This is a genomic window from Nocardia rhizosphaerihabitans (assembly GCF_014646295.1).
In the GTDB taxonomy this organism is placed as follows: domain Bacteria; phylum Actinomycetota; class Actinomycetes; order Mycobacteriales; family Mycobacteriaceae; genus Nocardia; species Nocardia rhizosphaerihabitans.
In genome coordinates, this window is record NZ_BMNE01000008.1 from 76,020 (window position 1) to 87,903 (window position 11,884).

An 11,884-nucleotide genomic window follows, 5' to 3' on the forward strand; every position below is an offset into this window, starting at 1 on the left:
ATCACCGATCGCTCGGTTGCCGATATGGATCATGCTCGGCGCGACACTGCTGTGGGGCACCTCGAGTGCCGCACTGGCAGCGGTGGACGGTGCGCTCACTTCGTCGGCGCTGGTGGCGGCGGCAGGCGGGGCGACGTTGTTGACGGTCGCCGCCGTCCGCGGGCAACGGCCGCTGCGGGTGTTCGCTGAAACTCCGTGGCTCTATGTGCAATTGGGTGCGCTGGAAGCGGCGAATCTGCTGCTGTTCGTCGCGGCGCTGAAGTGCGGGCCACTGCCCGTGGTGGTGCCGCTGCACCTCACGGCGCCGTTGTTGCTGCTCGGCGCCGCGATCGTGCGGGGGCAGCGGTCGATGTCGGCACTGGTGGGTGTCGAGTTCTTGCTGGTCGCCGTCGCGATCGTGGTGGCGGCAGGGGGCTCGACCGACATCGGCACCGGCCGGGCCGTGCTCGGCTGTGTCCTCGCGGTCGGCAGCGCGATCTGTGTGGCGCTGCTGGTCAGCCTCATCGCCAGGGAATCGGCGCAGCGACCGACCGTCGCCTCCGCGGGGTGGCAGCTCGCGATCGCCAGCGTGCTGGGGGCGGTGCTCATCGCCTCCGACCCGCCGAACGCGTCGGTGGTCTGGTCGATGGTGTTGATCGGTGCGCTGCTGCTCGGGCCGGGATTCGTGTTGTATTGGCTCGGCCTGCGTCACCTCGACGCGACCACGGCGAGCATTCTCGGCTTGAACGAAGCGGTGTTCGCCGCGGTGGTCGGCGCGTTGTTCACCAACACTCCGATCACCCTCGGGGCGGTCGTGGCGGGAGTGCTCGTGCTCAGTGCGCTCCTGCTCCGAGAAGGGCTTTCGGCTCGGTGAAGTTCGCGTGCAGCGGGTGATCGGAGTAGGTCCAGGAGTGCGCGATCGTGGTGAACGCCGCGCATTTGATGGCCGATTTATCGAGCTCACCGAGTTCTTCGACGCCGGTATTCACGTCGACGGAATGCGGTCGAACCTGGTCGATCGCCTGGTGCACGTTGTCCGGGGTGAGGCCGCCTGCCAGGGAAACCTGGGTCGATGTGTCGGCGAGGGCTTGGACGATCTGCCTGCTGACCTTCCAGTCGTGGACGAGGCCGGTCCCGCCGAGCCGGTCAAGTGTGCGGGTATCCAGCACGACTCCGTGGCAACCGAATTCGGCGGCCCGGAGAGCGGACTGGACAGCCTCCTGGGCGTCACCGGCGTTGTCACCGGTGACTCCGATGACGTGCACCGCGCGGAAGACCTCGAGTTCTCCCGCGGCGTCGACAACAGCGCGGACAGTCTCATCGGTGACCTCGCCGTGGATTTGAATCCGCTCCACACCGATGTTCCTAGCGAGCTCCAGAATTTGGCCTGCATCGCGGAGGTGAGTGACCAGCGTGCGCGTGAGTTCATCGTCTCCCCACATCGCCCCTGCCCGCTCCGACAGAATCCGAGCCTGAACGGGGGTCAACCCGTCTGGACTTTCATGGGTGAGACCGCAGATCAAACCCACGGCCTCGGCGCGGGCATCGTGCGCCTTCACGAGATCTTCCTCGGACCGGATGCCACAGATTTTCGCCTTGACATGGACAGTTTCCGGGCCGGAGGCAGTCATGGCGACAAGGGTAGTCCCCGGGAAGAACGGGCGCCGGGCGGATCCGCCCGGGTGCCGTCGGCGCTATCCGCCTGCCACTGCGGGGATGATCATCAGTTCGGTGGTGGCGGTCAGTGGGGTGTCCACGCCGTCCAGCGTGCGGCATTCGTTGCCGTCGATATAGAAGTTGACGTAGCGGCGGAGGGTGCCGCGTTCGTCGCGGAGGCGGCGTTCCAGGGCGGGGGATTGGTCGCGGAGGGTGTCGAGGGCGTGGCGGAGGGTGGGGGCGTCGATGTCGAATTCCTTGGCGCCGTTGACGTACGGGCGTAGGGCGGAGGGGAGGAGGACGCGGGCCATGGTTATCCGATGACGGCGGCGCGGACGCACAGGACGTCGGGGAGTTTGTCGGCGACGAGGTGCCAGTGGTCGCCTTCGTCGGGGCTGCAGTAGACCTCGCCGTTGCGGGTGCCGAAGTAGATGCCGGTGGGGTCGGCGTTGTCGGCGGTCATGGCGTCGCGCATGACCGCTGCCCAGAACGGGACCGTTGGGAGGCCTTCGGTTTTGGGTGACCAGGTCTGGCCGGCGTCGTCGCTGCGGTAGACCGCGCAGGTGGCGTCGGGTGGGAAGCGGAAGCGGTCCATGTCGGCGACGAGGGGGAAGGTGTAGATGACGCCGGGGCGGTGGGGGTGGGCGACGATCGGGAAGCCGAAGTTGGACGGGGGCAGGTCGGCGTCGATCGATTGCCAGGTGGTGCCGTCGTCGGTGCTGCGGAAGACGCCGCCGTGGTTCTGGAGGTAGAGGGTGCTGGGGGTTTCGGCGTCGCGGGCGACCTTGTGTACGCACTGGCCCCAGTCGGGCAGCTCGCCCGGCAGGAAGTCGGCGGTGACGCCGCGGTTGGTCGGGTGCCACGAGGCGCCGCCGTCGGAGGTCTGGTAGACGCCGCCGGTCGACATGGCGACGGCGAGCCGCTGGGTGTCGGTGGGGTGCGGGAGGACGGTGTGCAGTGCCAGACCGCCGCCGCCGGGCTCCCACTGCGGTCGGTGTGGATGGTCCCACAGGCCTCTGACCAGCGTGAAAGTTCTTCCGCCGTCGGTGGAACGGAACAGGGCGGACGGTTCGACGCCCGCGTACACCACGTCCGGTTCGGCGTCGGTCGCCGGGGCGATCTGCCAGACGCCCTGCAAGGCGGCATCGGTGTTCTCGGGGAAGGCCAGTGGGGCGTCGTCGGGCTCGGTCCAGGTGTCGCCCAGGTCGTCGCTGGCTACCAGCGTCGGGCCGAAGTGGCTGTTCAGGACGCCGACGAGCAGGCGTGGGGGCTGGCGTCTTGTGTCGATCGCCAAGGCTTTGACATCGGCGATCGGGAACTGCGGCGGACGCACGGTCCAGCTCGCCCGGCCGTCTGTGCTGCGGGCCAGGAACAAGCCTTTGCGGGTTCCGATTCCGAGAAGTACGTCCATTGCCGACCTCCAGGCCGTCGCACCGACGCGGATGAAAATGAGCGTACTCCGCGGCGACGTTAGGGCCGCGAAATCGCGGTCGGTGAGGGATACTGGTCCGATCGTGCGCAACCCGCTGCACGAGCGTGACATTTCCGCGACCATTTCGTAATGTAATGGTGACTTTGTTCTCGACAGTAGCTGGTGATCGATAAAGTGCCTGGTCAACATCGCACCCCTGCGCCTCCCACGGGGCGTACGTCTCTGGCTGTATGCAGCCTCGCGGCGACGGTTCCCGGAATGCTGTGGATGGCGTTACGGCCCGCCACGGCCGATGTGGAGCAGGTCGCGGCGATCCAGCCGCACACGCCGTCCGCGATCGAGATCGACACGCTGCCCCAGTTGCCGCACGACGAGCCGACGATCGCGCCGGAGCCGGTGGCTGCCGACGACGAGCTCGCGGCGCTGTCGGCGGGGAAGCTGAAGTACCTGTGCTCGACGGAGTTCAAGGGCACGCAGCCGCACGTCGCGCAGGTCAGTCACATGATCCAGAAGATGTTCGGCCTGTCCGACATCGGTGGCGCGCACGGGCGTTACGACGGTGACCACGGCGCTGGACTCGCGCTCGATCTCATGACGGCCAATCCGGCGCAGGGTGATGCGATGGCCGCGTTCATCCTGGCCAACAAGGCGCGCTTCGGCGTCACCTATGTGATCTGGCAGCAGCGCTACAACGACGGCAGCGGCTGGTCGTACATGGAGGACCGGGGCGACCCGACCCAGAACCACTACGACCACGTGCACGTGTCGTTCGCCTCGTACGGCGCGGCGAACCTCACCTGCTGATCCGCCGCAGGCCCGAAGACCTGCGGCGGCGGGAGAAGTCGCCTCAGTTGCCGATCGGCGCTCCGAACAGTCCGGCGAGAGTCTCGCCGACGATCGATACCCATTCGGCCCAGGTTCGCTGATCGAGGGTCATCGAGCCGACATCGTTGAGCGTGCACCCGGCGGGGACGGGCACGCCGGCGAAGCGGTCGCGCATCCACATCATCACGCTGGGCACCGCGATCGGTTCCAGCGAGAGGTGCTCGCTGAGATGGTCGCGGGTGTAGGTGATCCGGGCCGCGGGGTCCTGGCAGTAGGTTCCGTACAGCGTGTTGACCGGGCCTACCGGAACCAGCCAGTCCATGTTGGCTTGGTAGAGGTAGACGGGCATGGTCGGGGTGGTCTTGCCCATACGGGTGCGGTCGAGAACCTTCTTCGCCTCGGGGGCGTCGAGTGGGTCGCCCGGGGTGTTGAGCAGGCCCTTGATGTTCATGAACGGCAACGTCAGTGCCTGGTAGGTGACGCACATGCGGTCTTTGGCGTCGAGCAGCGTCTGGGCGAGTGGGGTGCCGGTTCGGCGGAGGAAGGCGTTGAATTCGGGTTCCTCGTGGGCGAGTCCGATGATGCCGCCGAAGACGACGCCCGAGGCCGCGTTGTTGTCGGCGAGGTCCACCAGGGCGCCGAGGTCGGCATCGGTGCCGCCGGAGGCCGCTCCCACGATGTTCAGTTCGGGTGCGTAGGTGGGGGCCAGTTCCGCGGCGTGCATGGTCGGGACGGACCCGCCCGAGTAGCCCATCATGCCGACCTGGGTCGCCGCGCCGTCGAGTCCGAGCGGGGTGAAGTTCTCCGCGGCCCTGATGCCGTCGAGGGCGATGCGCCCGGCGAGCGGTCCGTGCGCGAACGCGGCGTTCGGTCCCTGATGGTCGGGGATGACGACCGCCCAGCCCTGCTGGAGCGCGACCTGTACCTCCAGGAAGGAGATCGGCGCCACCGCCTGGCCGGTGATCTGGCCGGGAATCGACCACTGCTGCACCGCGTACGACGAGGCACAGTACTGGCCGGTCGAGTCCTCGGCCATGTGGTACGAGAGCAGATTCCGGGTGCCTGGGGCGACCTCGCCGCGTGGCTTCAGCACGGTCGCGACGGCCGGAATCGGCTGGTCGTAGCTGTTGTTGGAGCGGAACGACACCTGCCAGGCGTCGACATTGACCGGCAGCAGGGAGAAGTTCGCGACCCGCACTTCGCGCGCGGCGATGATCTCGCCGGGCTGCTTGGCGGCGACGACCTCGGCGGGCGGGCGGTAGAACCCGTCGAACTCCGGGATCGCCGGTGAGCTGAAGAACGGCGGGGCCGGCTGCACCGGGCCGTCGTAAGGATCGGCGAATGCCGGTGTGGCGCTGAGGATCAGCAGCATGCCGAGCGTGGTGCTGCCCCCTGTGGTGAGGCTGCGGAGCAAGCCTGCCCGCCCGCTGTAGTCGGATCTGTTTCGCGTACCGAGCACGCGGCACCCCTTCGATCAAGTTTTAGACGCCGTCGTCTAAATTGTGCCGCACGTTACAGCGCGCCGGAGCCGTTCGGCAAGTGCGTCAGGGCAGGGTGAGGGCGACCAGGAAGCGGGTGAGGACCTCGACGAGATCGTCGAAACCGGTGCGGGGCTCGGTGCTGCTCCACTGGTGCACCAGCGCCATCAGTGCGCCGATGAATCCTGTTGCCGCCGTGTGATACCCGCCGACGGGGGTGAAGTCCTGGCCGAGCGCGAGCCGCAGTTCCGTGGCGAAGAAATCGGCCCAGACCTCGCGCTGCTCGATCCGGTGACGCTCGAAATCTTCACTCACGCCGACACATTCGACGAAAGAGACGCGCGCGCGATGGACATCGGAGCCGACCGACTCCGCGTAGGCGCGCATCGCGGCCCGCGCTCGGGTGACGAAATCGTCGGCGGCGGTATCGGCGACCGCGGCGGCGACGGCCTGGCGCGCGTCGACCTGCACCGCGTCATAGACCGCGAGCAGCAGTTCTTCGCGGTTCGCGAAGTGCTCGTAGAACTGGGCGCGTGCCAGGCCGGCGGCCTTGCAGATGCTGGTGATGGAGCTGTTGCGGTACCCGGCTTCGCCGAAGACGGCGAGTCCGGCGAGCAGGAATCGGTCGCGCCGCTGGGCGCGTCGGTCGTCGACTCGGCTGCTCGCGCGGGAAGAACTGGGGACCGTCACCGCCGTCAGGATAGTGAACGGGCGCGTCGGGGCGAATCCGGCCCGCTGCGTGCCCGAGCTGCTGCGTCGTGAAGTCGGCGCCGATCCGGAGGATTCTCGACCGTTCATTTAGGCATATCCCCACGCGGACGGTGCCGCGCTCCTACGGTGGAGAGTGGCTCAGTTCTCGCGAGGAGGAATGTGGACATGGGACGGTTGGCCGGCAAGGTCGCGGTGATCAGCGGCGGGGCGCGGGGGATGGGGGCGGCGCACGCGCGCCGGTTCGTCGCCGAGGGCGCGTCGGTGGTGCTGGGTGACGTGCTCGACGACGAAGGGGCTGTCGTCGCGAAGGAACTCGGGGACGCCGCGATCTACCGGCATCTGGATGTGCGCGAACCCGAGCAGTGGGCCGCGGTCGTCGCGGCGGCGGTCGAGACCTTCGGTGGGCTGCACGTGCTGGTGAACAACGCGGGGATCGTCAACGGGAATCTGCTGGTCGACTTCGCGCTGGAGGAGTGGCAGCGGATCATCGATATCAATCTGACCGGGACGTTCCTCGGGATGCAGGCCGCGGTGCCCGCGATGACCGACGGCGGGTCGATCGTGAACATCTCCTCGGTCGAGGGCATGCGCGGCAGTCCGGGGTTGCACGGTTACACCGCAACGAAATTCGCGGTGCGTGGGCTCACCAAGTCGGCGGCGCTGGAGCTCGCGGCGCAGGGGATCCGGGTGAACTCCGTACATCCCGGTCTGATCAGCACGCCGATGACGGAAGGGATTCCGGCGGACTTCCTGCAGATTCCGGTGAAGCGGGCAGCCGAGCCCGATGAGGTGTCGGCGCTGGTCGCCTATCTGGCCTCGGACGAGTCGTCGTACTCCACGGGCGCGGAGTTCGTCGTCGACGGCGGGCTCACGGTCGGGGTGCCGCACAAGAGTTTCTGAGCAGGTCGGTGCTGGTCGGCGGAACTCTTCGGTTCCGCCGACCAGCGGCCGTGTCGGTCAGCCCAGGCGGCGGATGTCGCCGCGGACGCGGTAGAAGCCGCCGCGGGCCGATTCGGTGACGGCGTCGACGACGTAGCGGGTGCCTGCCTGGCGGATGTCGCGGGGGAACTGGACGTTCCAATCGCGCTGGTAACCGGGGCTGACGACGTGTACGCGCAGGGAGCCGCCGTGTTCGACGCATTCTACGACGATGCCGGTGCCCGCGTCGGTGGTGACCTCGAGGGTGCTGGAGGCGGTGACGGCGGAGATCTCGGGCGCCTTGACCGAGACGGTGCTGGGGAGCACGCCCTGGTCGGCGTCGCGGATGGCGGATTCGCTCACGTCGAGGCAGGCCAGGGCGCCGGAGGTGGTGACCAGGTACAGCTTCTCGTCGTGGTACTGCATGGAGTAGGCCGAGCCGCAGCCGGTGGCCAGTTTCCACAGGCGGGTGCCGGTGGCGTCGAAGCAGTAGACCGAGGAGTGCGAGTCGCCGGCGAAGACGTAGCGGCCGTCGGGGGAGGCGGCGCAGGAGAAGACGGCGGCGTCGCACTGGTAGGCGCGGGTGGTGACGCCCTGCTTGGTGATCTCCTCGACGCGGTTGGCTCCGGTGCCCGCGTAGACGTCGGAGGTCTCCTGCCAGCCGAACAGGACCGAGCCGTGGGTGGGTGAATGCCATTGGGTGGCACCGGTTTCCAGGTGGTACTTGGTGACGCCGTTGCTGTGGCCGTGGTAGACGCCGGTGGGGTCCAGGCGCACCATCCAGCCGGACGAGCCGGTGCTGCGGGCCGACCACAGGGATTCCTCCTCGTGGTCGATGACGGTCAGGCCGCCCGCGGCGTCGGAGGCGGCGAGGATGCCGTCGTGGATGTCGAGCCAGTAGACATCGGTGGCCGAGACGTCGTAGGCGGCGCGCGGGACCTTGCCCGACAGGTCGTAGACGCGGCCGTCGTCGCAGCCGGCGTAGATCCAGAAGTCGTCGGCCACCAGGCATTTCACGCCGTCGGGCAGCTGGTAGCGGTTGGTCACCACGCCGTCGGGGGTGAGGGTGAAGACCTCGCCGTTCTCGTTGCCGACCCAGCAGCGCTGCTCGTCGACGAAGATGCCGAACGCGGCGGCGCCGGAATCGAAACGCCACAGGACCGGGGCGCTCTTGGCGGTGGAGCGCTGGCTGGTGATCACGCGGCGAGTCACCGCGCGACGCTGGCGCCCACCCATCACGGCGGGCGCGTAGCCCTTGCGGACCTTCTCCCCGATCTTCTTCTGCGCGGCCGACTTCGCCTTCTCCGCGGTGGCGAACGAGCTCGCCTTGGACTGACCCTGCTCACCGATCCGGCCGAAGCGGATGTTGACCTGGGTGCCGGTGACGATCACCTCGTAGAACTTGTGCGAGGAACCGGTGTCGTCGGACAGTTCCAGGTAGGTGGTTTCGGCGGTCGTCATGGATCCTCGCTGAGCTCGTGCGGTGTGTCGAACGAGCGAAAAGTAGCAAGGCACACCGACATCGGCGGGGCGAGTGGTGTCCGCGCAGGTCACATGCCCGCGACGTCGAGTAGCGGTGGGGGATAGACGGAGTGGGGGATCTCGGCGCGCCAGGGGCGGTGGATGGTGGGGCCGTGGAGGTGGGCCAGTTCGGGAAGCCAGGTGCGGGCGTAGGTGCCGTCGGGGTCGTAGCGGTCGGCTTGGCGCAGGGGGTTGAGGACGCGGTTGGGGCGGGTGTCGGTGCCGGTGCCCGCGGCCCACTGCCAGTTGAGCTGGTTGTTGGCGAGGTCGGCGTCGACGAGCCAGTGCAGGAAGTGGGCCGCGCCGATGCGCCAGTCCAGGCGCAGGGATTTGGCGAAGAAGGAGGCGGTGATCAGGCGGGCGCGGCCGGGGAGCCAGCCGTCGGTGACGAGCTGGCGCATGGCGGCGTCGATGATCGGGTAGCCGGTCCGGCCTTCTTTCCAGGCGGCGACGGCGTCGGGGTCGGTTCGCACGGCGAACGGGCCGGGGCGGTAGCTGGTCCAGGCGGTGTCGGGGCGGGCCGACAGGAGCTGGTGGTGGAAGTCGCGCCAGGCGAGCTGGCGGGCGAAGGCGTGGCCGCCGGGGTCGGACAGGTCGGTGCGGTGGACGATCTCGACGGGGGACAGGCAGCCGAAATGCAGGTGGGGGGAGAGGTGGGAGGTGGCGTCGGCGGCGAGGTCGTCGTTGCGGTCGGCGTAGTCCTCGATCGGGCCCGCGAGCCACTTGTGCAGCAGCACGCGGCCGCTGATCTCGCCGCCGCGCGGGCAGTTCGGGGACGGGTCGCCGGCGGACAGGTCGCCGGGTGCCGGCAGGGGGTCGCTCGTCACCTCGGGAACGGTGAGGTCGCGCGGAGTTCCGAGCGGGTGGCGCTGGTTGGCGTCGACCCAGCGCCGGAAGTAGGGGGTGAACACGGCGTAGTGGTCGCGGCCGGTGGCGGGGGTGAGGACGGCTGGGTCGGCGGCGGTGACTACCGCGCTGTGGGTGCGCACCACGCAGTCCGTTCCGGCGAGGCGGTCCCGCAGGGCTTGTTCGCGGCGGGTGGCGTAGGCGCTGACGTCCTCGGCGAGGTGCACCGCGCGGGCGCCGGTCTCGGCGACGATCCGGGCGAGTTCGTCGGTGAGCTCGCCTCGCCGGACCACGAGGCGGCCGCCGATGCCGCGCAGGCGCTCGTCGAGTTCGGCCAGCGCGGTGGCGAGGAAGACGGCGCGATTGGGCGGACAGCGGTCCGGGACGATGCGGTCGTCGACGACGAACAGCGGGACGACGGCGTCGCTCTCGCGGTGCGCGGCGGTCAGGACCGGGTTGTCGGCGATGCGCAGGTCGCGGGTGAACAGTGCGATCGAGACGGTCATCGGGCGCACAGCGGGGTGATGTCGGAGCGGCCGCCCGCGGTCGGGGTGGTCAGGTAGACACAGGTGTTCTGACCCGTGGCCACGATCGCGGCGTCGATGTCGTTCCAGGTGGCGGCGTCGACGGCGGGGGTGCGGGACAGGACGAAGCCGGACAGCCGGCTGGGATCGGTGACGACCGCCCAGGAGTAGTCCGGGCCAAGGGCCGTGACGATGTAGTTGGGGGCGCCGGTGCGCTGATCCTGGCCGGGCACGCCGGGGAAGGAGACGTGCAGCTGGGCGCGGGTGACGGGATCGGTCACCGTCGCGGTGCCCCGGATCTCGTTGGTGCCGCCCGACCAGGTGCGGCAGCGGTTGTAGACGCCGACGTCACCGGCGTCGTCGAGGGTGTAGGTGGCGGTGGTGTCGCCGGCGCAGTCGAGGCTGAACGGGGCCGGGATCGCGGCCAGTTGGTGCCAGACACCCAGATATCGCTCGATGTCGAGCGACGGCACCGGCGCCGGGGGCGCGGCGGAAGCGGTGGCCGGTGCCAGCGTCACGGCGGCCATCGCCGCGCAGGCGAGCAGCGGCAGACGGAACGGAGCGGTGGAACGGGCGATGCGCACGGGAACTCCTCTGATCGGCGATACTGACAGGCTACCAGTGAATGATGCATAATCGATTCATCTGACGAGAGGAGTCCCCGATGAAACGTCAGTGGCCGTTCCGTTTGCTCGGTCTGGCGACCGCCGCCTATGGCGCGAGTGTGGCCGTTCGTCCCGAGGTGCTGCTGCGGCCGTGCGGATTCGAGACCGACCGGCCGGGCAACCGGGCGCTGGCGCGCATGGTCGGCTGCCGGGACGCGATCTCGGGCGCGGCCATGGTGCTCGCGCCGGATGCCCGCGTAGCGTGGGCCGCCGCGGGTGTGCGGATCGCGGCCGACCTCGCCGACGCGCTGGTCCTCGGCGCGGCGGTCGACCCTCGTCTGCGCCGCACCGCGATCGCGGTGCCGCTGGTCTGGGGCCTGCTCGGTGCCGGGAGCACGGCACTGGCGTGGCCGCGGCGACCCGTCGCCGCACGGCCGTGACACGGGGGCGGAGCGGCGTCGGTCAGAATAGAGCGATGCCCGCCGGTTCCACCCCTGTCTCCGACGCGGCCGGGTACACGGTGCGCGCGGTCGCCGATCGTCTCGGCATCCCGACGGCCACCCTGCGCAGCTGGAATCGCCGCTACGCCATCGGGCCCGCGCAAGACCGTCCCGGTCGGCATCGGCTCTACACCGAAGCCGACATCGCCCTGCTCGAACGCATGCTGATGCTGATCCGCGACGGAGCCAGCCCGGCGGGCGCGGCGGCGGCCGCGCGGGGGCCCGCGGTGCTGGCCGGTAACCGCGCCGAGCTGCTCGACGCCGCGTTCGCGCTGGACTCCTCGACCTCGGTCGGCCTGGTCGAGGCGCATGTGCGGGCCTACGGCGTGGTCCGCACCTGGGACGAGTTGTGCCGGCCCGCCTTCGCCGACATCGTGGCGCGCCAGGGTGTGGGGGAGAACTGCATCGATGTCGAGCATCTGCTGTCGTGGTCGATCGCGGCGGTGATGCAGCGGGTGCAGACCGTCCCCGCGGCCGCCGAGCGGACCGTCGTCCTCGCCTGTACCGGCGGTGAGACCCATTCGCTCCCACTGGAAGTGCTGCGCGCGGCGCTGGCCGAGCAGGGGGTGGGCGCCCGGATGCTCGGCGCGGACGTGCCGACCGTCGCGCTGGTCGGCGCGCTGGCCCGGCCCGCGGGGCCGACCTCGCTGCTGCTGTGGTCGCAGCGGGAATCGAGCGCGCTGACCTCGGCCGTGCTGGCCGGTCTCGACGCGGGCGCGCGGGTCTTCGTCGGCGGCCCCGGCTGGGACGCGGCGTTGCTGCCGCCCGCGGTCGTGCGGATCGCCTCTCTCGCGGGGGCGGTCGAGGCGTTGCGCTGACGACTGGCCGTCGCCCATCAAACGATGCATAATTGATTCACTTCGGGTGGATCGTCCATCCGCTGGCCGGG

The 11,884-nt window shown here is 69.4% G+C and carries 13 protein-coding genes; 5 read left to right on the forward strand and 8 right to left on the reverse strand.

Annotated elements, in window-relative coordinates:
- Positions 1-16 precede the first annotated feature (16 nt).
- Positions 17-853, forward strand: a complete 837-nt coding sequence (locus tag IEY60_RS28475) for an EamA family transporter (RefSeq protein ID WP_189033592.1) — start codon at positions 17-19, stop codon at positions 851-853.
- Here the strand turns inward: IEY60_RS28475 and IEY60_RS28480 are convergent.
- The 3 genes from IEY60_RS28480 to IEY60_RS28490 all read right to left on the reverse strand — a co-directional run bounded on the left by IEY60_RS28480 (position 813) and on the right by IEY60_RS28490 (position 3,046).
- A complete protein-coding gene (locus IEY60_RS28480) occupies positions 813-1,610 on the reverse strand; it encodes a phosphoribosylanthranilate isomerase (protein WP_189033593.1) in 798 nt (265 codons plus the stop codon). The two genes, IEY60_RS28475 and IEY60_RS28480, sit on opposite strands and share 41 nt — an antisense overlap.
- A 63-nt stretch (positions 1,611-1,673) precedes the next feature.
- Complete coding sequence (locus tag IEY60_RS28485; protein WP_189033594.1) at positions 1,674-1,946, reverse strand: MoaD/ThiS family protein; 273 nt, start codon at positions 1,944-1,946, stop codon at positions 1,674-1,676.
- A 2-nt stretch (positions 1,947-1,948) separates the two neighbouring features.
- A complete protein-coding gene (locus tag IEY60_RS28490) occupies positions 1,949-3,046 on the reverse strand; it encodes a WD40/YVTN/BNR-like repeat-containing protein (RefSeq protein ID WP_189033595.1) in 1,098 nt (365 codons plus the stop codon).
- 279 nt (positions 3,047-3,325) lie between these two features.
- On the opposite strand from IEY60_RS28490, the gene IEY60_RS28495 reads away from it, so the two are divergent.
- Positions 3,326-3,871, forward strand: coding sequence for a VldE C-terminal domain-containing protein (locus IEY60_RS28495; RefSeq protein ID WP_189033596.1), 546 nt, complete (start codon positions 3,326-3,328; stop codon positions 3,869-3,871).
- Between the two features lie 43 nt (positions 3,872-3,914).
- Here IEY60_RS28495 and IEY60_RS28500 read toward each other — a convergent pair whose 3' ends face one another.
- Together IEY60_RS28500 and IEY60_RS28505 are read right to left on the reverse strand one after the other, a co-directional pair.
- Positions 3,915-5,264, reverse strand: coding sequence for a lipase family protein (locus IEY60_RS28500; protein WP_189033724.1), 1,350 nt, complete (start codon positions 5,262-5,264; stop codon positions 3,915-3,917).
- A 172-nt stretch (positions 5,265-5,436) separates the two neighbouring features.
- The gene (locus IEY60_RS28505) at positions 5,437-6,060 is read right to left on the reverse strand and encodes a TetR/AcrR family transcriptional regulator (RefSeq protein ID WP_229740208.1); all 624 of its coding nucleotides are present in this window, start codon (positions 6,058-6,060) and stop codon (positions 5,437-5,439) included.
- Positions 6,061-6,246: 186 nt separating this feature from the next.
- On the opposite strand from IEY60_RS28505, the gene IEY60_RS28510 reads away from it, so the two are divergent.
- Positions 6,247-6,981: a glucose 1-dehydrogenase gene (locus IEY60_RS28510; RefSeq protein WP_189033598.1), complete on the forward strand. Its 735-nt coding sequence runs from the start codon at positions 6,247-6,249 to the stop codon at positions 6,979-6,981.
- Between the two features lie 57 nt (positions 6,982-7,038).
- Here IEY60_RS28510 and IEY60_RS28515 read toward each other — a convergent pair whose 3' ends face one another.
- From IEY60_RS28515 to IEY60_RS28525, 3 genes are all read right to left on the reverse strand, one after another.
- Positions 7,039-8,460, reverse strand: coding sequence for a WGR domain-containing protein (locus tag IEY60_RS28515; protein WP_189033599.1), 1,422 nt, complete (start codon positions 8,458-8,460; stop codon positions 7,039-7,041).
- An 89-nt stretch (positions 8,461-8,549) separates the two neighbouring features.
- Complete coding sequence (locus IEY60_RS28520; RefSeq protein WP_189033600.1) at positions 8,550-9,872, reverse strand: cryptochrome/photolyase family protein; 1,323 nt, start codon at positions 9,870-9,872, stop codon at positions 8,550-8,552.
- Positions 9,869-10,474, reverse strand: coding sequence for a lipocalin family protein (locus IEY60_RS28525; RefSeq protein WP_373291779.1), 606 nt, complete (start codon positions 10,472-10,474; stop codon positions 9,869-9,871). Before IEY60_RS28525 ends, IEY60_RS28520 begins: the two co-directional genes overlap by 4 nt.
- 80 nt (positions 10,475-10,554) lie before the next feature.
- Between IEY60_RS28525 and IEY60_RS28530 the strand changes: the two genes are divergently transcribed.
- Both IEY60_RS28530 and IEY60_RS28535 read left to right on the forward strand, forming a co-directional pair.
- Positions 10,555-10,935, forward strand: coding sequence for a hypothetical protein (locus IEY60_RS28530; RefSeq protein WP_189033601.1), 381 nt, complete (start codon positions 10,555-10,557; stop codon positions 10,933-10,935).
- A 35-nt stretch (positions 10,936-10,970) separates the two neighbouring features.
- Positions 10,971-11,813 (forward strand): MerR family transcriptional regulator, encoded by an 843-nt coding sequence (locus IEY60_RS28535; RefSeq protein WP_189033602.1) that lies wholly within the window; start codon positions 10,971-10,973, stop codon positions 11,811-11,813.
- The last annotated feature ends 71 nt before the right edge of the window (positions 11,814-11,884 follow it).